Annotated in this window: 26 protein-coding genes; 15 read left to right on the plus strand and 11 right to left on the minus strand. The window is 61.6% G+C overall.

Translation table 11 applies throughout. The features are described from left to right. The first annotated feature begins 14 nt into the window (after positions 1–14). Positions 15–1535 carry a phospholipase D-like domain-containing protein gene (locus tag PZ897_RS14440; protein ID WP_275753203.1) on the plus strand — a complete coding sequence of 507 codons (1521 nt, stop codon included), beginning with the start codon at positions 15–17 and terminating at the stop codon, positions 1533–1535. On the opposite strand, the gene PZ897_RS14445 is transcribed toward PZ897_RS14440, so the two are convergent. Continuing rightward, entirely contained in the window at positions 1435–2418 is a 984-nt protein-coding gene (locus tag PZ897_RS14445; RefSeq protein WP_275753204.1) for a UPF0104 family protein, read from the minus strand. The two genes, PZ897_RS14440 and PZ897_RS14445, sit on opposite strands and share 101 nt — an antisense overlap. Before the next feature lie 92 nt (positions 2419–2510). On the opposite strand from PZ897_RS14445, the gene PZ897_RS14450 reads away from it, so the two are divergent. Both PZ897_RS14450 and PZ897_RS14455 read left to right on the plus strand, forming a co-directional pair. Then, on the plus strand, positions 2511–3245 hold the full coding sequence (locus tag PZ897_RS14450) for an endonuclease/exonuclease/phosphatase family protein (protein ID WP_275753205.1): 735 nt from the start codon (positions 2511–2513) through the stop codon (positions 3243–3245). Between the two features lie 186 nt (positions 3246–3431). Then, positions 3432–4049 carry a hypothetical protein gene (locus PZ897_RS14455; protein ID WP_275753206.1) on the plus strand — a complete coding sequence of 206 codons (618 nt, stop codon included), beginning with the start codon at positions 3432–3434 and terminating at the stop codon, positions 4047–4049. Between the two features lie 56 nt (positions 4050–4105). On the opposite strand, the gene PZ897_RS14460 is transcribed toward PZ897_RS14455, so the two are convergent. Next, entirely contained in the window at positions 4106–5161 is a 1056-nt protein-coding gene (locus tag PZ897_RS14460) for a DNA topoisomerase IB (RefSeq protein WP_275753207.1), read from the minus strand. Between the two features lie 16 nt (positions 5162–5177). Then, entirely contained in the window at positions 5178–5573 is a 396-nt protein-coding gene (locus tag PZ897_RS14465; protein WP_275753208.1) for a DUF982 domain-containing protein, read from the minus strand. Positions 5574–5923: 350 nt separating this feature from the next. Here PZ897_RS14465 and PZ897_RS14470 point away from each other — a divergent pair, with 350 nt between their 5' ends. Further along, positions 5924–6091, plus strand: a complete 168-nt coding sequence (locus tag PZ897_RS14470) for a hypothetical protein (protein ID WP_275753209.1) — start codon at positions 5924–5926, stop codon at positions 6089–6091. A gap of 237 nt (positions 6092–6328) precedes the next feature. On the opposite strand, the gene PZ897_RS14475 is transcribed toward PZ897_RS14470, so the two are convergent. Further along, positions 6329–6622: a hypothetical protein gene (locus PZ897_RS14475; protein ID WP_275753210.1), complete on the minus strand. Its 294-nt coding sequence runs from the start codon at positions 6620–6622 to the stop codon at positions 6329–6331. Between the two features lie 35 nt (positions 6623–6657). Further along, positions 6658–7179, minus strand: a complete 522-nt coding sequence (locus PZ897_RS14480) for a superoxide dismutase family protein (RefSeq protein WP_275753211.1) — start codon at positions 7177–7179, stop codon at positions 6658–6660. Between the two features lie 240 nt (positions 7180–7419). On the opposite strand from PZ897_RS14480, the gene PZ897_RS14485 reads away from it, so the two are divergent. From PZ897_RS14485 to PZ897_RS14500, 4 genes are all read left to right on the plus strand, one after another. Beyond that, the gene (locus PZ897_RS14485) at positions 7420–7668 is read left to right on the plus strand and encodes a hypothetical protein (protein ID WP_275753212.1); all 249 of its coding nucleotides are present in this window, start codon (positions 7420–7422) and stop codon (positions 7666–7668) included. A gap of 77 nt (positions 7669–7745) precedes the next feature. After that, complete coding sequence (locus tag PZ897_RS14490; RefSeq protein WP_275753213.1) at positions 7746–7949, plus strand: hypothetical protein; 204 nt, start codon at positions 7746–7748, stop codon at positions 7947–7949. A 301-nt stretch (positions 7950–8250) separates the two neighbouring features. Then, on the plus strand, positions 8251–8544 hold the full coding sequence (locus PZ897_RS14495) for a hypothetical protein (RefSeq protein WP_275753214.1): 294 nt from the start codon (positions 8251–8253) through the stop codon (positions 8542–8544). Positions 8545–8589: 45 nt separating this feature from the next. Next, the gene (locus tag PZ897_RS14500; RefSeq protein ID WP_275753215.1) at positions 8590–9462 is read left to right on the plus strand and encodes an SDR family oxidoreductase; all 873 of its coding nucleotides are present in this window, start codon (positions 8590–8592) and stop codon (positions 9460–9462) included. Between the two features lie 150 nt (positions 9463–9612). Here the strand turns inward: PZ897_RS14500 and PZ897_RS14505 are convergent, their stop codons facing one another. The 3 genes from PZ897_RS14505 to PZ897_RS14515 form a co-directional block, all read right to left on the minus strand. Beyond that, positions 9613–10992 carry a trehalose-6-phosphate synthase gene (locus tag PZ897_RS14505; RefSeq protein WP_275753216.1) on the minus strand — a complete coding sequence of 460 codons (1380 nt, stop codon included), beginning with the start codon at positions 10990–10992 and terminating at the stop codon, positions 9613–9615. After that, on the minus strand, positions 10992–11981 hold the full coding sequence (gene otsB / locus PZ897_RS14510; protein WP_275753217.1) for a trehalose-phosphatase: 990 nt from the start codon (positions 11979–11981) through the stop codon (positions 10992–10994). The genes PZ897_RS14505 and otsB overlap by 1 nt, the downstream gene beginning before the upstream one ends. 162 nt (positions 11982–12143) lie before the next feature. Beyond that, positions 12144–12611, minus strand: a complete 468-nt coding sequence (locus tag PZ897_RS14515; RefSeq protein WP_275753218.1) for a hypothetical protein — start codon at positions 12609–12611, stop codon at positions 12144–12146. A 396-nt stretch (positions 12612–13007) separates the two neighbouring features. On the opposite strand from PZ897_RS14515, the gene PZ897_RS14520 reads away from it, so the two are divergent. Then, positions 13008–13496, plus strand: a complete 489-nt coding sequence (locus PZ897_RS14520; RefSeq protein ID WP_275753219.1) for a CopD family protein — start codon at positions 13008–13010, stop codon at positions 13494–13496. On the opposite strand, the gene PZ897_RS14525 is transcribed toward PZ897_RS14520, so the two are convergent. Beyond that, positions 13466–13981: a DUF2231 domain-containing protein gene (locus tag PZ897_RS14525; protein WP_275753220.1), complete on the minus strand. Its 516-nt coding sequence runs from the start codon at positions 13979–13981 to the stop codon at positions 13466–13468. The two genes, PZ897_RS14520 and PZ897_RS14525, sit on opposite strands and share 31 nt — an antisense overlap. 27 nt (positions 13982–14008) lie before the next feature. Between PZ897_RS14525 and PZ897_RS14530 the strand changes: the two genes are divergently transcribed. The 4 genes from PZ897_RS14530 to PZ897_RS14545 are packed head-to-tail and all read left to right on the plus strand — an operon-like array spanning position 14009 to position 18073. Then, entirely contained in the window at positions 14009–14665 is a 657-nt protein-coding gene (locus PZ897_RS14530) for a cytochrome B (protein ID WP_275753221.1), read from the plus strand. Next, positions 14662–17145: a cytochrome c oxidase subunit I gene (ctaD, locus tag PZ897_RS14535; RefSeq protein ID WP_275753222.1), complete on the plus strand. Its 2484-nt coding sequence runs from the start codon at positions 14662–14664 to the stop codon at positions 17143–17145. Before PZ897_RS14530 ends, ctaD begins: the two co-directional genes overlap by 4 nt. Next, a complete protein-coding gene (locus PZ897_RS14540; protein ID WP_275753223.1) occupies positions 17142–17468 on the plus strand; it encodes a hypothetical protein in 327 nt (108 codons plus the stop codon). The genes ctaD and PZ897_RS14540 overlap by 4 nt, the downstream gene beginning before the upstream one ends. Beyond that, on the plus strand, positions 17462–18073 hold the full coding sequence (locus PZ897_RS14545) for a cytochrome c oxidase assembly protein (protein WP_275753241.1): 612 nt from the start codon (positions 17462–17464) through the stop codon (positions 18071–18073). Before PZ897_RS14540 ends, PZ897_RS14545 begins: the two co-directional genes overlap by 7 nt. A gap of 219 nt (positions 18074–18292) precedes the next feature. On the opposite strand, the gene PZ897_RS14550 is transcribed toward PZ897_RS14545, so the two are convergent. Together PZ897_RS14550 and PZ897_RS14555 are read right to left on the minus strand one after the other, a co-directional pair. Further along, entirely contained in the window at positions 18293–18670 is a 378-nt protein-coding gene (locus tag PZ897_RS14550; protein ID WP_275753224.1) for a response regulator, read from the minus strand. Between the two features lie 519 nt (positions 18671–19189). Continuing rightward, positions 19190–21712 (minus strand): membrane-bound PQQ-dependent dehydrogenase, glucose/quinate/shikimate family, encoded by a 2523-nt coding sequence (locus tag PZ897_RS14555; protein WP_275753225.1) that lies wholly within the window; start codon positions 21710–21712, stop codon positions 19190–19192. A 376-nt stretch (positions 21713–22088) separates the two neighbouring features. On the opposite strand from PZ897_RS14555, the gene PZ897_RS14560 reads away from it, so the two are divergent. Together PZ897_RS14560 and PZ897_RS14565 are read left to right on the plus strand one after the other, a co-directional pair. Continuing rightward, positions 22089–22349, plus strand: a complete 261-nt coding sequence (locus PZ897_RS14560) for a hypothetical protein (RefSeq protein ID WP_275753226.1) — start codon at positions 22089–22091, stop codon at positions 22347–22349. An 85-nt stretch (positions 22350–22434) separates the two neighbouring features. Then, positions 22435–23712: a PRC-barrel domain-containing protein gene (locus PZ897_RS14565; RefSeq protein ID WP_275753227.1), complete on the plus strand. Its 1278-nt coding sequence runs from the start codon at positions 22435–22437 to the stop codon at positions 23710–23712. Positions 23713–23921: the final 209 nt, after the last annotated feature.

Here is a 23921-nt window from a genome sequence, read left to right on the forward strand (position 1 = left end):
CCGTGGAGGTGTGAGTGAACGACCAAAATCCCGGGAAGGCCATCCTACAGCCCGGCCTGAATGTCTGGAAAAAGGTCGCTGCCGAAAATGTGCTGTTCCTGATCGACATGGAGTCCTATCTCGAGCAGCTCAAGCCGGTTCTGCAGGCGGCGAAGCGGTCGATCTGGATCATAGGGTGGGACTTCAACCCCGACTTTGATCTTGATCAGGGTGACGCCGGTGGCAGTTGCGCGCTTGGCCCCTTTCTCAGAGACCTTGCCGACGATAATCCGGAGCTTGAAATCCGGATTCTGATATGGGGGGAAGGTCCGGTGTTTTCCGGTCGCACCTTGCGGTTCTTTCTGAAAATGGGCTGGGAAGACCACCCGCGCATTCATCTGCACTACGATCTCGCACATCCGATTCGCGCCTCTCATCACCAGAAAATCGTTGCTGTCGACGAGTGCTTCGCCTTTGTCGGCGGAATGGACCTGACCGCGAAGCGGTGGGACGACCGGCTGCACCGGGCCGACCATCCGCTGCGGCTGACTCCGGACGGCAAGGCCTATCCGCCGGTTCATGATGTGCAAGTGCTTGTGTCAGGCGAGGCGGCATCGGCACTGGCCGAGGTGGCACGCCGGCGCTGGGCTGAAGACAGCGGCGAGCAGGTCCCAGCCCATGGCAGCCTGGAGCATGCCTGGCCCAGCGACAGCCAACCGCACATTCGCAATTGTGAGGCCGGCATCGCCCTGACACAGCCTGGCACGGCGAACTCCAGGCGACGGACCGAGGCGATCCGGCTGACCTGCGACGCGATCGCCGCTGCGAGACACTGCATCTATATCGAGGCTCAGTATCTCGCCTCCTTGCGCGTCACCCGCAGGCTTGCCGCCAGGCTGAAGCAGCCTGCAGGGCCGGAAGTCATCATTGTGGCGCCGCAAACCACGCGGGGCGCCATGGAGCAGCTCACAATGGGCGAAGGTATGGCGCGCTGCCTGCGCATGCTCCGCCGCGCAGACCGGCATGACCGCCTGCGCGCCACCTATGCAGTGGTGCCGGCAGCGGATGGGGGTGAGCAGGAAATACTGGTCCACGCCAAGGTTGTGATCATCGACGACCGGCTGGCGCGGGTCGGCTCATCCAATCTCAACAACCGTTCCGAAGGCTTCGACACCGAATGTGACCTGGCCATAGAAGGCGATAGCAACGCCTGCCGTGCGGCAATAGTGGACCTGCGCAATGATCTTCTTGCCGAGCATCTCGATGCGGACAAGGCCGAACTTGCCCGCCTGATTGAGGAGCGCGGTTCGGTCATTGCCGCGCTGGATGCGCTCAATGTCCGCGCCAGAGGGCTGCGTTCCCTGGATATAGAGCCGGCCATGCACCATCGCATCGCCTCCATGGGCAAGGTGCTGTTTGATCCGAAACGTCCGTACTGGCCGTTTCACCGGATCGTCAATTGGCCGCGTTCTCTGTTTCAGCGGCTGAAGGCGAAGATGCATTTTGGCAAGACTGGTGACGCGGCGACTTGCGGCGAAGATGAGCCGCTTCGGTAAGCAACAACAGCGGCAGGCCGAAAGAGAGGGGAATCAGGAAATAGACGATCCTGAAGGCGATCAGCACGCCGAAGGGAACCTCGCCCGGAAGGGCATAGACAAGGCCGGCTTCCAGCACGCCCAGTCCGCCCGGAACATGGCTGATGATGGCCAGCACGTTGGCGACCGCGTAGCCACGGGCGACTTCGAGAAAATGTACATCGGCACTGCCCTTGAGCAGAAAATAGAGGCTGGCAGCGACAAGGTTGAAATTTATCGTGCCGACAATCACCTGCATCAGGGCCAGACGCCAGCCCGGCACCCTGACATGCCATCGCCAGACATGAATTCGGCGCGGCAGGAACCGCGCGGCGAGCACATAGGAGAGCGGGAACACCAGGATGAGCGCCCCCATCAGCCGGAGTGCCTGCGGGTCAAGAAAACCCAGATTGCGGGGGGTGCCGAGCGGGATGAGCATGGTAATGCCCGCAAGCGAGGCAATGCCGAGCGCCACCGTGACGCCGCAAAACACGATCAGTTGTCCGACTTCGACCGCATTCAGGCCCCAGCGCGAATAGAAGCGGTACCTGACGGCGCCGCTGCTCAGCAGCGAGACGCCGACATTGTGGCCGATCGACAGTGCGGTGAAAGAGGTCAGCAGCACTCTCGGTCCGGCAACCCGCTTGCCGACATAGGCCAGAGCGGTGGCGTCGAAACCGGCAAGGGTCAGATAGGACAGCATGACAAAGCCGAAGGCCGTCAGCCCGTCTGATAACGGGATCGCGTAGATGGACTGCAAAAGGTCGAACACGCTGTAGCGGCCGAGGTTGCGGAAAAGCAGGTAGCTGCCACCGACAACGGCTATCACCGTCACCGCTCTTGCCACGAGAACGCCGCGCGTCACGGACTCAGCCTCGGGCCAGGACCACTGCAACGGAACGAAAGCCCGCTACGATGAGTTCGTCCTCTGACACGCTCACCGCAGGAAGGACCGACATGCAGCGCAACCGTTTCCGAGTGCTCACCTACAATGTTCACAGCTGTGTGGGCACCGACCGGAAACTCGATCCGGCGCGCATCGCCGAGGTGATTGCCAGTTGCCAACCGGATATCGTCGGATTGCAGGAGCTCGATGTCGGGCGGCAACGCACCGGTGCGGTTGATCAGGCCGACACCATCGCCTCCATCCTCAAGATGAAGGCGCTGTTTCATCCCGCGGTTCACAAGGCCGAGGAAAAGTACGGTGATGCAATCCTCACGTCCCTGCCGATGCGCACACGCAAAACCGAGGCGCTGCCATCCATCGGCGAGCCGCGCGGAGCTATATGGGCGGAGATCCTCGTCGGGGACACAACGATCCACGTGTTCAACACGCATCTGGGATTGCGGCGACGCGAACGCCTGAGGCAAGTCGGCGCGTTGCTTGGCAGCGGCTGGTTGGGCCACCCCGAATGCCGGAACGGCAACCGCATCCTGATGGGCGATTTCAACGCTGTTCCTGCCTCGCGCGGATACCAGCAACTGGCGCGTGCGATGTCCGATGTCTGGAAGCAGGCCGGAAAGAGGCCGCAGGCAACGTTTCCCTCGCGCTATCCGATGCTGCGGCTTGATCATGTGTTTCTCGCCGGAGACGTGATCGCAACAAATGCGCATGTGGGTTCAACTCCGCTGTCTCGCATTGCTTCCGACCATCTTCCCCTTTTCAGCGATCTCGACCTGACAGCAGGCTGATGCGCAGGGGCTCACTATCTGACCAGCCAGAAGCCGTCGCGGCCCCGACAAACGAATTGCTGCTTTGTCAACCTTTCTGTCGCGGCTTTGTTCCTGGCGGCGGCCGCAATTGTGAGAGCCAAACCGGGGAACTTTTTGCCCGGGCTGTCGGTTGGATGTCTTTGTATGCCGCTTAAGGAGACCCCAATGACATCCATCAAGCATCGGATCGGCGGTTATCTGAAGCAGATCGTTGGCGAAGTCGTGGGCAGCCAGCCCCTGCATGACTCGGGCAAACGCGAGGTTCTGGGTCTCCCCGAACACACGCCTGCGGACGAGACCACCACATCTGCCGCCCATCCCGCTGCGCAGGCGGGCGAGCCGCTCAACCCCGATCCGGTGGCGCCGAAACCAGCTGCAGGCGCCGGACCCTCGCGGGCATTGCCAGAGCACGGGCATCAGCAGAAGCAAAGAAAAGTGAGTGTCTTTACGCAAATGCTCCCCAAGATCGAACAGGGAGATGGCGCCTTGGTGAAGGTGGCGTCGGAGGATGAGGTTGTGTACGTGGCTATTCGCCCCGGCGGAACAATCCAGGATGCACGGGATATCGTCGTGAGAATGGCAGACCGTCTGACCGCCGAACCGGAAAAGGCACCGGTCCCGGACGATGCCGAAACCGCTGACGGTGGGCGCAGCACTGCTCCTGCGGACGAGCATGATGATCTCGCCGATCAACTCGAAATCGGGTTGCTCGACAGTTTCCCGGCCAGCGATCCGCCTGCCGCCGCCACCAGCACCGTGCTTCCAAAGACGTACAATCCGTAGGCAAGTGCGGGATTTGGCACCGTGCAAGTCGTTTTGTCCGGCTCGGAGCGGGTTTCCTAGCCGTCCAGATTCCGTCTCTTTACGGACCTCAGATAGGTCAGCAGGCGTTGCTCCATGATTGTGATATTGGCTTTGGGTTTTACCTTGCGCTGCAATTGCCGCTGCAGAATTGTGCGCAACCGTTCATCCGTCGCCAGGGCGAGCACCTGCGGGTGGACATAGCTTTTGCGGCAGACCGCCACGGTGTTGGCGAGATCGCCGGCGGCCTTTTCGCACAGCGCCTTGATCGTCGGCGTATCCTCTCGGCGCAAGCTGGCCGCTGCCTCGTCAAAGGCTGCAAGCGTGCCGCCCCATGTCCGGAAAACCTTGGCGGAAACGCCCGGCCCGCCGATGTCGGCGAGATACCGGTTCAGCAGACCGGAATCGACCGCGTGCCACTGGCCGTTCTCGTCCTCCCAGCCGAAGAGTTGCTTGCCGGGCAGGTCGGCGATGCGCTCGAGAATTTTCTGCAGTCGAGGTGCGTTGAGGCTGCGCTGCATCCGCCGGCCACCCTTGCCGCGAAAGCGGAGCTCGATCCGATGGCCAAGGGAGACATGTCGCTTGAGCAAGGTCGTTGCACCGTAGGTCCCGTTGGATTCCAGATACTCGCGATTTCCAACCCTGAGATGGGCCGCATCGAGAAGCAGTATCAAGGCGCCGAGGATGGCGCCCTGGCGGTCGGAAAGCCGTTCAGCATCCGCACGGGCAACGCGCCGGATCTGCGGCAGCCTCTCGCCGAAGCGGATAAGTTCGGTGAACTTTGCCTCGGTTCTGAGCGCCTGCCAGTCGTCGTGATAGCGGTACTGCTTGCGTCCGCGCGCGTCACGCCCTGTCGCCTGGATATGCCCGCGGTCGTCGGGGCTGATCCAGACATCGGTGTAAGCCGGAGGAATGCCCAGCCGCTGAATCCGGTCGCGGATCCTGCCGCCGGCGACGGGGGTGCCGTCGGGATGGAGATAGCGGTAACCGCGTCCCCAGCGTTGGCGGGTTATGCCAGGCTCGCTGTCATGGACATACACCAGATCCGCCTGATCGATTTTCTGTTGATCGACGGAAGTTTTAATGTCGCGCAAAGCCGTGTCGAAGCCTTCAAAGGGAACAGGAGTTGTTGAGCAGAGCGGCTTTGGTCTGTGGACCGTCAGACGTGTCGGCTTGTGCCGGAACCGCGTGACCGGCGTCCGGCAGGAAAGGCGCAGAAGAGCCTGCCAGTCTTACCTCCTCGACGGCGCCGGGGATCGGCAGGGGCTCGAGCACATGCGCGGCGAGAGCGGCGGCGACGAAACGCTCCCGGGAGGACCCGAGTCCACCTCGCAGTCGGCAGGCGAGTTCGCACTCCCGCAAGGCCGTCAGATAATGCCTGCCCGATTTGTCGGGCCAGTCGCCCTCCAGCAGTTCAATTGCCTGGAGCGGCCCGTCGACGAAGATGAGCTCGCCTTCAAGTTTGATAGCTACCGAAGCCGTCCAGTAAATGACGTATGTTTTCATCGCAGTCACCTCCGCCGCCATAACCCGCTAATGGGGGGAAATGTTCCCGATGCAGCCTTGCCTCAATCGAGCATCATCCGCGGAATTTTGCTGCTGTGCTGGCCAAGTGTTGCGTCGACGGAGTTCCTCGTTGCCGGGATCTCTTGCACCGCGCAGGTGGCTGTCGTGGAGGCGATGGGTGGTGTCCCACCCGGACGACCGGTTTCGGCGCAAGTTGCGCCCCATACGAGTTTCCTTTAGGCAGCGGTTCAGTATAGATTCATCTTGCTTGAGTTTCCCTGGAAACCAGCACCGGCGTGATCCGGTTGCCTTTGTGACGCGTATCACGTCCGGCAAGCAGGAGTTCATAAATGGCATCGTCGAAACCATCAGCAGCATTGTCGTCGCAACGGGACGAACGGCTTCGTCTTCTGATGAAGGAAATTCACGCAGAAGAGGTGCCGGAGCGGATGCTGGAACTGGCGCGCAAACTGCAAATCGCGCTTGATGAGCGCGATAGCGACAAGCCCAAGCACTAATGCCTGTCGCGCAAAAATGTGCAGCGGTTTTGCGACAACGACATGCATAAACAAAGAGCTTGAAGCGCGTCACCCGGAACCGGTTTGATGCGACGCGCGTTAGTCTGATTGCCAACGCCGGCTCGCTGGCAATCAGGGGCTTGCTTTGCTGTGCCGCCTGGGGCGGCCTTTTGCGGGGACCGGTGTCGGGATGGAGATCACCGCAAGCGGCCTCGGCACACCAGCAGGCCGTCGAAGTCAATTGCCGGAGGCCGGTTTTCCTGTCTGGCGGGAGACGATGTCGGCCTGCGTCTCTTCCGAATAGGGCGAGGGCGTTGCGCCACCCATGTCACCAGCATCGGCAACACGACTGCCGCCGGAGGTTCTGCGCGGTCGGCCCGTCGGCGTGGTCTCGCCATCCTTCCAGATTTCGGCGGGGTCAGCGAGGTCGGCGCATTCAGGTGCCGCCTTGTTTCGTTCATGTGCGGTGTCGGGTTCGGGAAGCGGCCGTTCGCCGCTCTCGTCCACGTTTTTCTTGTCCAAACGTTGCATCGAGATCTCCTTTTCTGATCGTGTGCGACAGCCGGTCATTCGGCTGCCTTCAGCACGGCACAGGCGATCCGGCTGCCGGAATCGCCAGAGGGTTGGCTAGTGTAGTCGTCCGGACCCGCGTGCAGGATCACCGATGACCCGTCCTGATCCAGAATGCGCGGATCGCCCTCGGTTCCGAGCGAAAAGCCGCGGACGAAAAATTCGGCATTGACCATGCCCTGTGCACCAGCATGAACGTTGGGCAGGTCTCCCGGATGCGGCCCGTCATCGCTCTGGATGCCGTGATCGAGCCCGGCAGCCAAATGGCCGCCGGCAGATTTGAAACCGTCCGCGGCCTCGCATTTTCCGACTTCATGAACGTGGATGCCGTGGGCCCCTTCCGGGACGCCTTGCGCGGAGACCTTGATATGCACCGTGCCCGAGGCTGTCTCGAGCATGGAGATTTCCCCCGTGATGCCGTCTCCCTCCAGCGTGCCGTTGACGCTGTCACCTTCGGCAGCGAGGGCGCTGCCGGAACTCAGCAATCCGACAAGTAGCATGGCGTAAACTGACTTCATCTCATCGTCCTTTCATCGTTGGCGGAAACCCCGCGTGATGAAGTCCCAACTCGGCAGGCACAAAATTGTTCGGCAAAGCCGGAGAAAATTCCTGCCTTGAGCGTGCACTGCCGGCCTGTCCCCTTAACCGGCTGCAGTTGAACCGTGCGCCAAACTTAGCGGCAGTGCCGTTGATTCACTGGCTGTGCTGGAACAATTCAGCGCCCGGCCTGTTGGATTGACAGGACAAAGGAGAGTGAAATGACAAATTCCCGAACCGGACCCGGCAAGGCGAAATCCGAGCGTGAAGAGACAGATCATATCCCGTCGCAAGCATCGCTGAATTCGTCGGTTTCGCACGCGCAGACAGGCCCCGAAGACGCGGCGCCGCAAGACGTGCGGAAGGAAGCACTGCGCAACACCAGGCAGGGCGACCCGTTCATTGTCGCATCCGATCTCGAGGACAGCGAACAAAAAGAAGCGGCTCCGGGCACACGCGAGCAGGACTAGATCACGGCGTCTGGCGCTTTGGCCGGCGTTGCCGCCAGGGTCGGGAGCCGCATTCCATCCCAGCAAGGAGAACCGAAATGGACCGAAAAAGAGAAGTCTGGGCAATGGCCCTCGCAGCGGTTGTCATTGCCTTGAGCATCGGGTTTCTCTGGGTGAGCAGAAGCCAGCCCACGGCGCCTACAATCGTCGAAGAGACAAATGTCGATGTGGATGCGCCCGAACACGTCACCGAAACGCCACCCAGTGCAACAGGGGATCTCTCTACAAGCAGCAGTGATTAAGCCATCGCGTTCAATCCGCAGTGCAGGTTTTCCCGAACCGTCCGGCAGGCGTCTGTTCGCCCGCATCACGGATCTCGGTACGAGGTCACTGAAATTGCGGGATCGGGCGGTGCGCCGGTGGCGACCGCACACGGGTTGCCGGAACAGTCGATCGATCAGCCTCGCGGTTTGAGCGGCTAACTCCGGGCAGATCGGAAAGTTCCTCTTGCGGCGCAAGTATCGTCGACCCGGCCGGAACCTTGGCGGCCATTCTTAGTTAGGGCGTCGAAAGATCTGAGTATCACGCCAAGGAGAACCGCCTATGTCAGCAGAGCAGCACCGCACCCCGCACGCGCCCGAACAAAGGCTGCGTGAGGATATCGACAGTGGCAACACAGGGGACAAAGTCGACGCTTCCGATCCCGCGGTCGTGCCGTTGGGCACGGATGCGGAAGCAGGTGGTGTGTCCACCGATGCTGGCGCTGCATCACGGGCCCGGCAAGACGAACTGGACGGGGTTAAAACCCCGCGTCGCCGCGATCGGCAGTACGCATTGATCTTGCCTGGCTTCGTGCTGCTGGTCGCAGCGCTGCTGGCATTTGTGCTGCTGCGCTGACCAGCCGGAGACGTCGCAACAGGAATGTTTGAGAAGGAGTGACCGATGCTGAAAGATCCCCGGACGTGTTATCCGCAGCCGCCTCAACCCACCCAGAAGCAACCGATGCCCGGCGATACCGACGAAATGCAGCCATACCCGGATCACGGCGAGCACAGCTACAGCGGCAGCGGCAAGCTGGAGGGGTGCGCAGCCATCATCACCGGTGCCGATTCAGGTATAGGGCGCGCGGTCGCCATAGCCTTCGCCCGGGAAGGCGCCGATGTGCTGATTGCCTATTACAGCGAAGATGACGATGCCGAGGAAACCCGCAAATGGGTCGAGAAGGCAGGCCGCCGCGCGGTGCTGATGCGCGGTGACATCAAGGAAGAGGCCCATTGCCAATCCCTCGTTGAGACGGCGATCGACGAGTTCGGGCACCTCGACATTCTTGTCAACAATGCCGCTCATCAGGCGGTATTCGAGAACCTCGAAGACATTTCCGCAGAGGAATGGAACACCACCCTTGCCACCAATCTCTCGGCGATGTTCTTCCTGTGCAAGGCAGCGGTTTCGCACATGAAACCGGGCAGTTCGATCATCAACACCTCCTCGATCAATGCCACCGACCCCAGTCCCGGCCTGCTTGCCTACGCGATGACCAAGGGGGCTATTGCCAATTTCTCCGGTGGCCTTTCCGGTCTGCTTGCGGACAGGGGCATCAGGGTCAATGCGGTCGCCCCGGGGCCGATATGGACCCCGCTTATTCCGTCAACGATGCCGAAGGAGAAAGTTGAAAATTTTGGCAAATCGACGCCATTGGGCCGGGCCGGCCAGCCAGCAGAGCTCGCACCGGCCTATGTTTATCTGGCATCCGATGACGCCAGCTATGTCACGGGAGCTGTGATTCCTGTTACTGGTGGACGGCTGATGCTCTGACCCGCGGCGTCGCATCCCTGACGAAACCGGCGGTTTCCAGGGCTCACCTAAAGCGCGTCGCATCAAACCGGTTCCGGGTGACGCACTTTAGGCTCTTCGTTTATGCATGTCGTTGGCGCAAAACCGCTGCACACTTTTGCGCGACATGTATTAGATGGCGCGATGATACGGCAAGACAGAAACAGGCGAAGGCGACAGCCGTTTCAGAAAAGAGGATGTCCAGTAGGTGACGTCGTGTTTTTTCAGCTTGCGATAGAGCGCGTCATGGCGCTCAATCCGCTCGCTCAGAGGCATGTCCAGCGCCGTCTTGATCGTCTCCGCAATATCGGAAGCATCATGCGGATTGACGATCAGCGCTTCTGACATTTCCTCCGCAGCACCGGCAAATTGCGACAGGATCAACACGCCAGGATCGTCCTCGTCCTGGGCTGCGACATATTCCTTGGCGACCAGGTTCATGCCGTCAAACAGCGGTGTGACCAGCCCGACACGCGAATAGCGGAAAAGCACGGCCAGTTCCTCGCGCGTCAGGGCGCGATGCAGATACTGCACCGGCGTCCACTCGACAGTGCCGAAGCGGCCGTTGATGCGCCCGGCCAGGTGTTCGAGTTCAGCGCGAATAGCCTTGTAGGCGTTCACGCTGTTTCGGGTCGGCGGGGCGATCTGCAACAAGGATACATTCGAGCGGTAGCCGGGATATTTTTCGAGAAACTCTCCGTAGCCCGCCAGCCGCTGCGGCAAGCCTTTTGAGTAATCGAGCCGGTCGACGCCAATCAAACGCGGCAAGGGTGCGGGTGCTGTCCCCGCAGCGCCCTTGACTGCGAACTCCCTGAAACCTTCCACGTCGATCGAGATCGGGAAGGCTCCCAGCGCCACCTCCCGGCCGTCGATGCCGATGTTGCCGTTGGCCCTCAGCTCGCCGCGCAAGCCGTGCTGGAAAATGTTGATCATGTGGCGCAGATCGCGACTGGTCTGGAAGCCCACCAGATCATAGGCGGAAAACCAGCGCGCCACGTTTTGCCAGTCAGGAATGGCCATAAAGGTGTGCAGGTCGGGCAGCGGTACATGCAGGAAGAAGCCGATGCGGTTGCGCACGCGGAGCGCCTTGAGTTCCTGGGCCAGCGGTATCAGCTGGTAATCATGAACCCAAATCTGATCGTCCTCGCGCAGGTTTTGGGCAATCATTCTGGCGAGCCGCTTGTTGACCGTCGCATAGGCCTCTGCATATCGGCCCTGCACATCGATCAGGTCGACGCGCCCATGGAAGGCTGGCCACAGCACCGAATTGCAATAGCCCAGATAGAAGTCCCGATAGAGCTCCGGTTCCCATTCAACCAGACCGACGCTGAAGTCCCGCCGATCATGCCATACGATCGAATCAGACGGGGCTTCCTGCTGTTCGGGTGCGCCACCAATCCACAATCCACCGCCTTTGCCCAGCGCATCCTTCAGCGCCACCACGAGGCCGCCGGAATCGGTTGAACCGTCAATGGAGGGCGCCCGGTTTGAGACAATCACCAGTCGACCCATTACGAACTCCCTTGATCGGCAAAGCTGAGCTGAGCACGCAGCCAGTTCTTGAAGGCAGCGGGACTGTCGACGCGATATTTCGCCAAAGTCAGTCCTTCGCCGATCTTGATGGTGATTCCACCGTGATCATTGACCCAGGAAAAGGCGCCTTCGTCTGTCTCGTCATCGCCGGCAAAAAGCGCGGTGCGGCCTCTGAATTCGTCGAAATTCATGATCCGCTCGATCGCCTTCGCTTTGGAAACATCTTTCGACTTGATCTCGATGGCCATCTTGGCCGACAGCGTTTCAAAGCGGCAATCATCGCTGAGAAGACTGGTGGCGAAATCGCGTATCTTTGTTTCGAGCTCAGGAAACTGGCGGTAATGCATCACGATGCCAAACTTCTTTTCCTCGACCACAATTCGCGGGTCGATCGCTGAAAACTCCCTTACGGCATTCCTGATATGGTCCAGTTGTTCGGTATCGCATGTGATCATCGGCGACCGCTTGCCGCCACGCCGCAGCTCTGCGCCGTGCCCGCCCGATGCGGTTCCGGAAAAGCCGCCGAGATGATGATCGATGTCTGCAAGATTGCGCCCCGAAACTATCGATATAGCTCCGCTGTGCCGCTCGCCGAGCAGTTCGAGCAGTTCGACGTCCTGTTGACTGACCGTGATTGCGTCTGGAGTGGGTGCGATATCCACAAAAGTGCCATCAAAATCGATGAACAACGCAATTTCCTTGGCTGAGATCGACAATCGTTCAAGATTGTCTGGTGACTGCGTATCCGAACTGAAACCGACCAGACTGTAATAATCCAAACGCTGTTCCATGGCCGAATGGTCTCCTTTCCCTTCTCTAACACCCGTTTGACCTGATGGTTCCCAAAAACATTTGCCGCGGAAGGTGGCCGATGTTTTGTAAGCGCGTTTGACAAAACCAGTGTCATCTCGAAGACAGGCTATGGCATTGGGGACGCTCTTCCATCTGGTTTCATCTGAGCTCTTCACGCTGTTTGACTGGGTCGGCGAGGGGAGCGGTGACCGGACTTGAGGCCGCGATGATCTCGCGCGCGGCAAGCCCGAAGACGGTGGCAGCGAGTGCGCCGCATCACAACGATATCTCGGCGAGCGGAGCCGCAAGACTCCGCTCGCACGCGCAGCAGCATCAGATCAGTAGGTTTTGATCTGATCGCAAAGCTGCCTCATGCTGGCCATGTCCGGCATCATGTCAGTCGTGCTCGCGTCTGCGCCGGCAGTGGTGTCGGTTCCTGCCGTGGCAGTGGTCGAACTGTCTGAGGAGCTGCTTCCGTCGGTGGCGGTAGAGGTGTCTGCCGCCGTGTCAGCGCCCGCCGACCCCTGTGTCGTGGCGGCTGCGCTGCCGTCACCTTGCAGGGTTTCACAGTCGGCGCGAACCCTGGCCTGCTGGGCACTGTCCAGCGAATCCCAACCAGACCGCACTTCGGCATCGGAACGCAAGGTCGTGTCGTCGCTGAAAAAGCTATCACGCGTGGTCTGGTCCCAACCGGCGACGCCGGAGGCCGACAATGTTGCGGTTGTATCGGTCGTCGATTGCGCGATGGCCGATACGCCTGAAAACAGCACAATGGTCGCTGCAGATGCAAGATTTTTCATCATCATTGAAGTCTTCCTCTTGATTTGAACCGGCGGTACAGGCCGCCGGCCTCCAAACTTCCAGAACTCTGTTGTGTTCCCGGGATATCTGCAGGCTGGCGAAATTTTCGCTTCACATCATGTGTCTGGAGAGCCGGGTCAGGGATGGCCGGATCCCGGAGGCATGGACCCTGATGCGCGGGCGTTGGGCTGCGAGAGCGTGTGTGCAAAATGATTGACCGTTGACCGGCATCGACGGGGCGCCGCTGCGGCAGGTGTGCCACCGCTGCAGACTGCCTGTGGAACAAACGCGCGGTTTGTTGGTTTATCTCAGGACGCTGTGTTCCGGGGACCCAAGATGAAGCCGCCAGACCAGGATAAGCCAGGGATCATGCTGCAGTGACGGAGTGGCTGGTTTCCACTGTGCCGCTGCTGAAGGCGCTGCACCTGTGCGCACTCGGCATCTGGTGTGGAGGCCTGATTGCGTTGCCGCTGATGCTTGCGCGCCACGATACCATTGTGTCTCGCGACGAATACCGGATCATCCGTCACCGCACACATCTGACCTATACGACGATCGTCACGCCAGCGGCGGTCATCGCAGTGATTGCCGGAACCTGGCTCATCTTCCTGCGCCAGGTCTTTGTGCCCTGGCTGTTCGCCAAGCTGGTCTTCGTCGCGTTGCTTCTCGCGCTCCATGTGTGGATAGGCCACAATATCGTGCGGATTGCCGAGGAGCCGGGGGATCACCAGCCGCCGAATCCTTACCTGCCGCTGACCGGTGTGCTGGCCTGCACGACCGCGATTCTGTTCATGGTGTTGGGCAAGCCTGATCTGGACTGGGTTCTGATGCCTGAATGGTTGCGCATACCGCAGGGCGGTCAGCTGCCCTTCGAAGTTCCAAGCCGGTAATCGAAGACGAGTTTGCCCCCATGCCACCCAGTGAAGCCAACCACCAGAACACTGAGCATCGAGAGCAGGATGCCGTAGGGAAGCACGGCGCTTTCATAGCCGGACAGCCTGTAGCCCCAATTGGCGCCGAGAAGCGACAGCAGCGTGACCGCGATGACGAAATGCGTCCAGGCCGCGGCCCGCACACGGATGCCGGAGACCAGCAGCAGTTCCGCAGTTCCCGACAGACCCGCGACCATCCCGAGCAGGAATGCGGCGCCAACGGCCCACAGCGCGCCGCGGGCCCAGAACGGATCGCCGGTCCACCAGTAGAGACTGTCGGCGAAAAGCGTACAGAAGGTCAGGGCAATGGGAAACGACACGCTCATGGCGTGGATCGGGTGACCAAGTATGGCAATCCGCGACTGGGTATTGTCAAAGCCGGGCGTTTCGGCCACGGGATCTGCGAAATGCTCATCTGTGCCCTCGATCTTTTGCGTCGGCATGGCGCCCGTCTCCTGAAGCTGTTTGTCTTGAGCATAACGCTCGAAACCCTTTCGGGTTGCACCGGCGACCTGTCGACGCTTGACCCTGCGGGTCCGGCAGCGCGATCGATCGCCACGCTTTGGTGGGGCATGCTGATCGCGTTTGGCGCGATCTTCGCCTTGGTGATGATGCTGTTGGCGCTTGCCTTCCGGCCCGCCGGAACCGGCCCGACCTGGGCTGCGGGAGAAAAGCTATGGATCATCGGCCTGGGCCTGGTTTTCCCGGCGCTCATCCTGCTCTGCCTGCTCGCCTACGGCTTGTGGATCGGGGAGCGGCTTGTGCCCCGCAGCGGTGCTGAGGTGATGAGAATAGAGGCGGAAGCACGAAAATGGTCGTGGCGCTTTTCCTACGATCACGATGCCCGGCGCAGCACCGAGAATGTGCTGCATATTCCCGCCGGGCGCCCGGTCGACATCGCCATCACCACGGCCGATGTGATCCACAGTTTCTGGGTGCCGCGGCTGGCCGGCAAGCTCGACGCGATCCCCGGCCACGTCAATGTGCTCAGGATCGAAGCCGACGCGCCGGGCACCTATGCCGGAGTGAGCGCGGAATTCAGTGGCCGCGGCTATGACAATCACCGGTTCTCCGTCATCGCGCATGAAGCCGAAGACTGGCAGAGATTTCTGGAGGGGGAGCAATGAACGCACTGGCGCGCCATCGCAGGCTCACGGCGATCTGGTCCTCCGAGCCGGGCTGGAAGGGCTGGTTGTCGACTGTCAATCACAGTGATGTGGGACGCATGTTCATCGTCACCGCAGCCTTCTATTTTCTGGTTGGCGGCCTTCTCGCCATGCTGATCCGGGCCCAACTGGCCACTCCCCATTCGGCCTTTGCCGGCCCGGAGATCTACAGCCAGATCTTCACCATGCACGGAACCATCATGATGTTCCTGTTCGCCATCCCGATGATCGAGGGCCTGGCGATCTACCTGCTGCCCAAGATGCTGGGTGCGCGTGACCTGGCCTATCCCCGGCTCACCGCCTACGGCTACTGGTGCTATTTTTTCGGCGGCGCAATGCTGTTGATCTCGCTTGTTTTCGGGATCGCGCCGGACGGCGGCTGGTTCATGTATCCGCCGCTGACCGGCCGGATCCATTCGCCCGGCATCAATACGGATTTCTGGCTGATCGGCATCACCTTCGTGGAAATATCGGCAATCTGCGCGGCGGTGGAATTCACCGTTTCGATCCTGAAATATCGCGCCCCCGGCATGACGCTCGGCAAGATGCCTGTGTTCGCCTGGTACATGCTGGTGGTCTCGCTGATGATCCTGACCGGGTTTCCGCCGTTGATCCTGGGCTCGATCCTGCTGGAGCTGGAGCGGGCCTTTGGGATGCCGTTCTTTCAGGTGGAACTCGGCGGCGACAGCCTGTTGTGGCAGCACCTTTTCTGGCTGTTCGGCCATCCCGAGGTCTACATCATCTTTCTGCCCGCCGCAGGGATGGTCTCCACCATCCTGCCGGTGATGGCGTCCACCACGCTGCTCGGATACCGCTGGGTGGTGGCCGCCGCGGTGGCGCTGGCGATCCTGAGTTTCGGGTTGTGGGTGCACCACATGTTCACGACCGGCATCCCCCATATGGGGCTTGCCTTCTTTTCCGCTGCCTCGACGCTGGTCGCGGTGCCGACGGCGATCCAGGTCTTCGCCTGGATCGGCACGATGTGGAAAGGCACACCGCGGCTTCGGCTGCCGATGCTGCACATTCTCGGCTTCTTCGTCACCTTCGTCATCGGCGGGCTGACCGGTGTGATGGTGGCGGTGGTGCCTTTCGACTGGCAGGTGCACGACACCGCCTTTGCCACCGCGCATCTGCACTATGTGCTGTTCGGCGGCTTCGTGTTTCCGGTGCTGGCCGGAATCTACTACTGGTTGCCGCTGGTCACAGGCAACAGGCGCTTTTTCCGGCTCGGCGAAGTGGCGTTCGCGCTGATCTTTACCGGCTTTCATGTCACCTTCCTCGCCATGCACTGGGTCGGCCTGATGGGGCAGCGGCGGCGAATTTCGACCTATGCGCCGGAAGACGGCTGGACCGTCATCAACCTGATCTCCTCGATCGGCGGCTTCGTGCTGGCGTTCGGGCTGGCCGTCGTGCTGATCGAGGTGGTGCTCAACCTGGTCGTGCGCCATCCCGCCCCCCGCAATCCCTGGAACTCGGGCACGCTGGAATGGGCGATTCCGCGGCCGTCGGCGGCCTACAATTTCGCAAGCCTGCCGCGGGTGAGCTCGCGCGAACCGTTGTGGGACGAGCCCGGTCTGCCGGCGCGGCTCGCTCGCGGGGAAGGCTATCTGGGTGAGGCGGCAAGCGGGCGTCGCGAGACGCTGATGGTCGACAGTGCAACAGGCGAACCCGAACAGTTGGTGATCTATCCCGCCAACACCCGCCTGCCGATCGCCCTGGCGGCAGTCACGGGACTCTTTTTTGTCTCGCTTCTGGTAAAAGTCTATCTGATCACGCCGATCGCCATTGCCGCTGTGGCCGCGCTGGGTTGGCGCTGGGCCTGGCAGCTCGGCTCGAAGCAGGATCTGGGGGACCGGCTCATCGGCCATGGCGTGGCCGTTCCCACCATTGCCGAGGTCAGCCGGCCGCCGGGCTGGTGGGGGTCCATGTTCCTGCTGGTGGCGAACGCTACGCTCTTCGGCTCGCTGCTTTTCGGCTACGCGTTCCTCTGGACCATCGCCCCGGGTTGGCCGCCGCCGGCCTTTATCGCGCCATCGCTGCCAACCTTGCTCGCTGCGGCGGGCGGCGCGGTGCTGGCGGTTGCGGGCCTCGCCATTGCAGGCCGCAGCAACCAAAACGGCGGCACGCCGGTCCCAGGGCTGTGGATGGCGGTTGCCGGCGCTCTGGGGCTGGTCGCCGTGTTTTCGATGATGCTGTGGGCCGCCCCGCCGGCGACCGGCCACGCCTACAACGCCACGATTCTGGTGCTGGGGGCCTACGGGTTGGTCCATGCGGCGCTGACGAGCCTGATGCTGATCTTTCTGCTGGCCAGGCACCGGGCCGGCTACATGTCGCAGCGGCGGCGGGGGGAACTGGCGATCGTGACCGTGTGGAGCGTGTATCTGTTTGGTGTGACGGGTCTTGTCGTGCCGGCCGTCTACCTGCCGGGGCTGGTGACATGAAGGACCTGCTGCGGATTGTTGTCTCGCCGGTGGTCTGGCTTGCCTCGTTCAGCGCCGTCTATGCGCTGCACGGGCTTGTTTGCCAGCTTGATCCGGGCGCGCCGGGCCTCCCCGGTGTTTCTGGGAGCCGCATCACCCTGATTGTGGCCTTCGTGCTGGCCGTGCTTGTCCAGACCGGGCTTCTGGTGCTGCTGTCTTCGTCGCGGTTTGGGGCCGACCCGGGCTTCACCCGCAGCGTCAGCCTGATGAGCGGCTGGGTCGGCCTTGTCGCCACGGTGTGGACGCTGTTTCCGACGCTGGTTACCTCGCCATGCGGATGGTGAGGCTCTGGCCGCTTGCGGCGGGGCTGGTGCTGCTGGCTTGTTTGTGGCTTGGGCCTTTGCCCGCGATGGCGCGCCGGGCCTTCTCGCCGCACATGATCTTGCATTTGGGCGTCATGGTGGTGGCCGCGCCGTTGATCGTCATTGGCCTCATGCGGCTGTCTCCGCCAGATCTTGCGCCGCGGTTTCAGTCTCTCGGCGCCGTCGCGGCCTCGGTTTTCGATTTTGCCGTGGTGTGGGGCTGGCATGTGCCGGCGCTGCACGAGGTGGCCGCGCGGCTCGACTCGGCCTTTGCCCTCCAGCAATTGAGTTTCCTCGCCGCCGGGCTCTGGTTGTGGTGGATCTGCCTTGCGGGGCGTGACGCGGGGTCCGGTGCCTTGGGTGGCTTTGCGATGTTGTTTGCTTCCATGCACATGGCCATGCTCGGCGTGCTTCTCGTTCTGGCGCCGGCGCTCGTCTACGCGCCGCAATTCTGCCTCGGCGCCTTCGGCCTCGATCCGCTGCGCGATCAGCAACTGGGCGGCGGCCTCATGGCCCTGTTCGGTGCGTTGCCCTATGTGGCGGGCGGCGCCTATCTGGCCTCACGCCTTGCGGCGCAGGAAGCCTGAGACGTGATCCGATGCGGGAACCGGCTTGCTTTTCGTTGCCCTTGAGACCGGTGGCGTACTGGATCCGGCGCAGAACAGTCGGGACAAACACGCCCACAGCCGTCCCGATGGCGGCGATCGACCAGTAACCGAGGCCGGCACGCCCGGCGTGGCCAAAGGCGCGAGCAAGTCAAAATTCGGATCCGGGCAGTCGGCAAAACGACGGAGTTCGAGGTCTCGTCAGTGATCCCTCTGTGCCGAAGCAAAAAGGGCTTGTGCGATCTTTTCGAGTTCGAACGGCTTTTCGCAAAGCACGAACCCTTCGAAGCGCGACGGAATGATCTCGGCGTCATAGGCGCTGGCGAACACAAACGGGATGCCCATGTCCTGCAATCTTTCGGCGACGGGAAACACAAATTCTCCGGTCAGATAAATGTCCAGAATGGCGGCATCGACCTGTGTGGTGTCGAGATATTCCAGGGCCTCATCGACGTCGGGGGTGGGGCCTATGACGGTGGCGCCGAGGGCTTCCAGCTTCAGGCGCGTCTCCTCGGCGAGAAGAAATTCATCTTCCACGATCAGCACTCTGGTGCCTGAAAACCTGTCAGAATGTGTCACGATGGCATTCTCACCTCGGCTCCCGGATTTCCGGTGCGCTGATTGACGGCGGACAGAGCCAACTGGGTTGGAGCCGAGCCGAAACAACCAGGCGCCGGATGCGGATTGGCGATTGCATCCGTGTCCGCCGGCATTTCCTGCAGACAATTGGCAGCACGGCACTTGTTCCAGTCAAGTTAGCGGGCGGCAGCACGCCCATGAACTTGCCGATATCCAGCTAGGAAGGCCCGACCGGTCTAGCCACCGCCGCGGCGATCGCGGTGGTCGTAAACAGATGTTTCATGTCGAACCTCCTTGTCTGCTTTTGGTGAGTTGCCCGGAAGCCACTTCAACGATGCTTCCGGTCACCAAACAGGTTGGCGACGCGTGTGTTCCAGAACGAAATTGTTTTTTCGCCGGGTTTCGGAGGGGCTGGAAACCTCGATCTCTCTGCGGCGGCCATGATCCGTTTCGGCTGCGCCGGGCTCGGGGCTGGCTCATGCGTCGCCAGCCCCCTTTGCCGTTTTTCAAGCCGGACAATCATTCGGGCAAGGCCCAGGCAATGACTGCATCACCGACGGGGGTTTCCATGAAGTGGTGACCTCCCGGTGCCAGCACGATGAACTGACGCCCGTCGACCTCGAAGGTGATGGGGGTCGTCTGACCGCCGGCAGGCAGGCTGTCGGTCCACAGAACCTCACCCGTCTCGATGTCGATGGCGCGGATCAACCCGTCTGTCGCCGCAGCTATGAAGACCAATCCGCCGGCGGTGACGATGGGGCCGCCATTGTTCGGCGTGCCGATCTTGAAAGGGAGCCTGGACGGGATCCCGAAGGGCCCGTTGTTGAGGGCCTGACCGAGCGGCTGATCCCACAATGTCTCGCCTGTCGCCAGGTCGATCGCGCGGATGCCGCCATAGGGAGGCTTTTTGCACAGCAGACCGGAGTAATCCATGCGCCATCCTGCATTGACCGCAATGCCGTAGGGCGCGCCGATCTGCGGTCCCGCCTCGCCGGATTCGCCCTCCGGCGAATTGATTGCGGTGGCGTCGACCTCTTCGCGCGGGATCAGCCGGTTGAAGTTGGGCATGTCGTTGTAATTGGCGATCAGGATGCCGCGCTCTTCATCGACGGCCATGGACCCCCAGTCCTGGCCGCCATTGTAACCGGGATACTGGATCCAGCGTCCTTCGGTCGTGGGCGGTGTGTACATGCCGGCATAATTGGCGCGGCGGAACTGGATGCGGCACCACAACTGGTCGAGCGGCGACATGCCCCACATGTCCTTTTCGGTCAGCGGTTCGAAGGCGAGTGTGTGATAGGTGGAGAAGGGCTGCACATCCGACAGGTAGTCCGGTTCCACGCCCATATTGGTGGGCACTGCGCGTACTTCGACCGGGAACAACGATTCCCCGGTCTCGCGGTTGAGCACGTAGATGTCGCCCTGCTTGGAAGACACGATGATGGCCGGCACCGTGCCGTTCCCGCCGGGAAAATCCACCAGCGCGGGCTGGGATCCGAGATCGTAATCCCAGACATCGCGATAGACCGTCTGAAAGTGCCACACGTCCTCGCCGGTGGTGACGTCGACGGCAACGATCGAGGTGGCGTATTCGTTCTCCAGATCCGAGCGGTTGGAGCCGTAATAGTCGACCGAGGAGTTGCCGAGCGGCAGGTAGACATAGCCCAGCTCCTCGTCGGCTGCCGGAGTGGTCCACATGTTGGGCGTGCCCCGGGTGTAGGTCTCGCCTTCGGCCGGTGCCCCGCGATTGCCGGGATTGCCCAGATCCCAGGCCCAGGCAAGCTCGCCGGTGACGGCGTCAAAGCCGCGCACTACGCCTGACGGCGCATCCTCGCCCTGGCCGTCCTTCACCTGTGCACCGACGACAGCGACGCCTCGAACAATGATGGGGGGTGAAGTGACCGAGTACCAGCCCGGAACGGTGTCGCCGATGCCTTCTTCGAGATTGATCTGGCCTGAGAGACCGAAATCGGGGCAGGACTCGCCGATTTGTGCATCGACCGCGATCAACCGCGCATCGAGCGTGGCCCACAGGACGCGGGTGGCGCAGAGGTCGTCCGGGTCGGCATCGGGAACCTCGAAATAGGCTGCTCCCCGGCAGGTGGCGCCATAGGGGATGGCATCATCAGGCACCTCCGGATCATGGCGCCATTCCTCCTTGCCGGTGCCGGCATCAATCGCCACCATGATGCCCATTGCCGTGCAGTGATAAAGGGTGCGGCCGATCTTGAGCGGGGTGTTTTCGGGCGAATATTTTCCCTCCGCCTCGCCGTCGGGAAGATCGCCGCTGTTGAAGGTCCAGACACGCTCAAGCTGGTCGACATTGCCGGTGTTGATCTGTGAAAGCGGAGAATTGCGGGTTGCGTGGATCGAGCCGCCATAGGAGGGCCAGTCCTCGCCCACGGCGCGAACCGGCAGAGGCGCGCGTGCCGCAGGCTGCCGGGCGCCATCCTCCGATTGCGCCGTGACGTCCGCACCGGCATCCGGTTCAAGGCCCGGCGCCGGGCTTGCTGCCGGATCGCTTTCCTGCTGGGTCTGCGCGATGCCCGGGCTTGCCGGATCGGCGGCTTCCTGTGCATGGGCTGCGAAATGGCCGCTCGTGCCGGCGAGAATGGCAAGGCTTGCGAGAACGGGAAGTGCCGTTGAGGCCGCCGTCCGGTCCCGGGCCTGCGCGCGGGTCTTGCTGCGGTGTCGCAACATTGGAATGCATATCAGCACCAGTACCAGGATGACAGACGGCGCCACCAGTCGCGGCACCTGGGCCCACCAATCCGTTCCCACTTCCCAGAACGCCCATACGAGTGTGAAGATATAGGTGAGAAGATAGACCCAGAGCCCGGCCATCGTCTGCGCCGCCAGCAACATGCCGGACACGACAAGTCCAACGCCGGCGATCAGGTAGTACCAGGAACCACCCAGCGCAATAAGCCAGATTCCGCCTGCGCCCAGCACGATCCCGATCAGCGCCATCAGTGTTCCGATGCCGGTGCAGTACCAGTAGGCTGCGCCCTTTTGCCCCTGAGGGCTGCGCTCATTCAACATATCTCAAACCTCCCGTTTTCGATTGCAGTGTCTGCTGCTGGCAAGAAGGACCAGCACTGAACCCGAAACCGGCAACTTCGGCGAATGTTCCACACGCCAGCAATTCCTGTTGCCACAGAAGCAGCACCGGTCGCGGCCTGCAGGCAACGGACGTGCGAAATTTTCTCGGAACAAACAGCACACGAAGCGGTTCGCTGGTGGCGCGGACCGGGACAAGTGAGAGTGCCCCTTGCCTCATTCCTCCTCCCGATGAGGCGGTCCGCGCGCTGTGTCTGCGCGGCCGGGAGGGAATGCCATACGCAGAGCTGCTGCGGCGATGCGGCAGTCATGTTGACCTCAATCCGCAAGATGCGGATGCCGATCAGGAGCAATGACAATGAAGACTTGGCTATCCATGCGTTGGTTCGTCCCGCTGTGTGCGGCAGGCCTTCTGGCGGCATGCGGCGAGGAGCCGGAGGACGCGCCGGACACGCTTCTTCCCGACCGCCCCGAAGACAAGCTCATCGAAGACACCAGACAGCCCGAACGGGTGGATCAGGATCCGACGCCCCAGACCGGAACCAGCGGCGTCATCCCCGGCTACAATCCTGTGGAAGGGAATGACGACGGTGAGGCTGAGCCATCTGTCTCCGACTGAGGGTCAAAAAAATAATCTGGTCTGGAACAATGGCCGGAGTCTCCGGTTACGCAGCCGTCATATCTGGAAACGAAAGGAGACGACGATGAGCAGATTTCTTGCTTCCAGTGCGTTGGCGCTGGTGTTCGGATTGGTATCGGGCACCGTGGCGACCGCGCAGCAAAGCTTCTCCGACCTGGATACCAACCGCGACCAGCAGGTCGACAGGACCGAGTTTCAGCAGGTCAGCAACGCCACCTTCACGGACTGGGATTCCGATGCCAATCAGCGGATTTCCAACGATGAACTCCACGGCGGCGTGTTCGCGAACTGGGATCGGGATTCGAACGGCGCCCTGTCGCCGAATGAGTACCGCACCGGGTCGCAAGCATGGCTCGGCACCAGCGCACATCCGGGGTTCAGCGCCATCGATGCGGACGGCAACGGGTCGCTGAACCGACAGGAATTCGAGACGGCCGCCCGGGACAGCACCGCCTTTGCCGACTGGAACACCGAGGGCGAAGGGGTGGACATGGCCGGCTTTCACAACGCCCTGTTCAAGGTCTACGACAAGGACCGGAGCGATCAGGTTTCCCGAAGCGACTACGATGCTGTGGTGATCCTGTCGGCGACCGAGATCGCCCCGGTTTCGGACAGCGCCAGCACACTGCAGACCGGCGATACACAGGCTGCGGCATCGGAATCCAGCGGCGCGGCGATACCTGCGGAAAAAGTGATTGCCCTGTCGGATTGGCAGATGGACGAGGTTTACACCGATGGTATCAGCGTCGACAGGGTTCTCGATGATGCGGAAGTCCATGGCGCCGGCGGCGACGAGATCGGCAGCATCGAGAATGTGGTCTTCTCCCGTGATGGCAAGGTCGTCTCGGTCATCGCCGAGGTCGGCGGCTTCTGGGACATGTTCGACACCCATGTGAGCGTTCCCTGGGACCAGCTGAGCTGGAACGGCATGGAGCGGATCAATATCCCGGTGACCGAAGACAATGTGGAAGACTACAGTGTTTTCAAATCGGACTACCTCACCAGCGCTGCGGCCCAGGAGGGTGTGGAAGTGGTGGATGACGACCTGCGAACCGGCCAGAACGCCTTTCGTGCGTCCGATCTGATTGGGGATTACTCCCGCGTCCGTCAGGACGGTCGCCTGGTGACCTATGGTTACGTCAACGATCTCATCATCAAGGACGGCCGACTGCAAACGGTCGTGGTGACGACCGACAGCGGTTATGGCGTTTCCGGTCCCCGCGGCTATCCCTTCTACCGCCAGGGATGGAACCCCAGGGCACCTTACTATGACATGCCGTACGATACCGCCGAGGCAATCGAGGCGGAACAGGTCGAGTATGATCGCTTCGAGACCAATTGATCTGACGTAAAATCCCTGGGCAATCGAGGCCGCGTGCTGAACAAACACGCGGCCTCATGTCCGAGCGGCTGGGCCAACAGGGAAGCTGCTCCATCATCCACGCCGATGGATGACCTCGGTCTTGTCGAGACAGTTGAACGTTTCGGCACCGCCGACCGAACGGCGGAAACTCCTGCAGGAGATCAATATGGAACAGGTCGAGTGGCGCG

Source organism: Hoeflea sp. YIM 152468 (assembly GCF_029210485.1).
In the GTDB taxonomy this organism is placed as follows: domain Bacteria; phylum Pseudomonadota; class Alphaproteobacteria; order Rhizobiales; family Rhizobiaceae; genus Hoeflea.

Excerpts from the sequence above, each read along its gene's own strand:
- PZ897_RS14450 (WP_275753205.1), top strand. The coding sequence starts at position 2,511 with ATGCAGCGCAACCGTTTCCGAGTGCTCACCTACAATGTTCACAGCTGT.
- PZ897_RS14495 (WP_275753214.1), top strand. The coding sequence starts at position 8,251 with ATGTCAGCAGAGCAGCACCGCACCCCGCACGCGCCCGAACAAAGGCTG.
- ctaD (WP_275753222.1), top strand. The coding sequence starts at position 14,662 with ATGAACGCACTGGCGCGCCATCGCAGGCTCACGGCGATCTGGTCCTCC.
- PZ897_RS14480 (WP_275753211.1), bottom strand. The coding sequence starts at position 7,179 with ATGAAGTCAGTTTACGCCATGCTACTTGTCGGATTGCTGAGTTCCGGC.
- PZ897_RS14485 (WP_275753212.1), top strand. The coding sequence starts at position 7,420 with ATGACAAATTCCCGAACCGGACCCGGCAAGGCGAAATCCGAGCGTGAA.
- PZ897_RS14515 (WP_275753218.1), bottom strand. The coding sequence starts at position 12,611 with ATGATGATGAAAAATCTTGCATCTGCAGCGACCATTGTGCTGTTTTCA.
- PZ897_RS14505 (WP_275753216.1), bottom strand. The coding sequence starts at position 10,992 with ATGGGTCGACTGGTGATTGTCTCAAACCGGGCGCCCTCCATTGACGGT.
- PZ897_RS14465 (WP_275753208.1), bottom strand. The coding sequence starts at position 5,573 with ATGAAAACATACGTCATTTACTGGACGGCTTCGGTAGCTATCAAACTT.
- PZ897_RS14500 (WP_275753215.1), top strand. The coding sequence starts at position 8,590 with ATGCTGAAAGATCCCCGGACGTGTTATCCGCAGCCGCCTCAACCCACC.
- PZ897_RS14470 (WP_275753209.1), top strand. The coding sequence starts at position 5,924 with ATGGCATCGTCGAAACCATCAGCAGCATTGTCGTCGCAACGGGACGAA.
- PZ897_RS14525 (WP_275753220.1), bottom strand. The coding sequence starts at position 13,981 with ATGCCGACGCAAAAGATCGAGGGCACAGATGAGCATTTCGCAGATCCC.
- PZ897_RS14565 (WP_275753227.1), top strand. The coding sequence starts at position 22,435 with ATGAGCAGATTTCTTGCTTCCAGTGCGTTGGCGCTGGTGTTCGGATTG.
- PZ897_RS14560 (WP_275753226.1), top strand. The coding sequence starts at position 22,089 with ATGAAGACTTGGCTATCCATGCGTTGGTTCGTCCCGCTGTGTGCGGCA.
- PZ897_RS14555 (WP_275753225.1), bottom strand. The coding sequence starts at position 21,712 with ATGTTGAATGAGCGCAGCCCTCAGGGGCAAAAGGGCGCAGCCTACTGG.
- PZ897_RS14545 (WP_275753241.1), top strand. The coding sequence starts at position 17,462 with ATGGTGAGGCTCTGGCCGCTTGCGGCGGGGCTGGTGCTGCTGGCTTGT.
- PZ897_RS14455 (WP_275753206.1), top strand. The coding sequence starts at position 3,432 with ATGACATCCATCAAGCATCGGATCGGCGGTTATCTGAAGCAGATCGTT.
- PZ897_RS14475 (WP_275753210.1), bottom strand. The coding sequence starts at position 6,622 with ATGCAACGTTTGGACAAGAAAAACGTGGACGAGAGCGGCGAACGGCCG.
- PZ897_RS14540 (WP_275753223.1), top strand. The coding sequence starts at position 17,142 with ATGAAGGACCTGCTGCGGATTGTTGTCTCGCCGGTGGTCTGGCTTGCC.
- PZ897_RS14490 (WP_275753213.1), top strand. The coding sequence starts at position 7,746 with ATGGACCGAAAAAGAGAAGTCTGGGCAATGGCCCTCGCAGCGGTTGTC.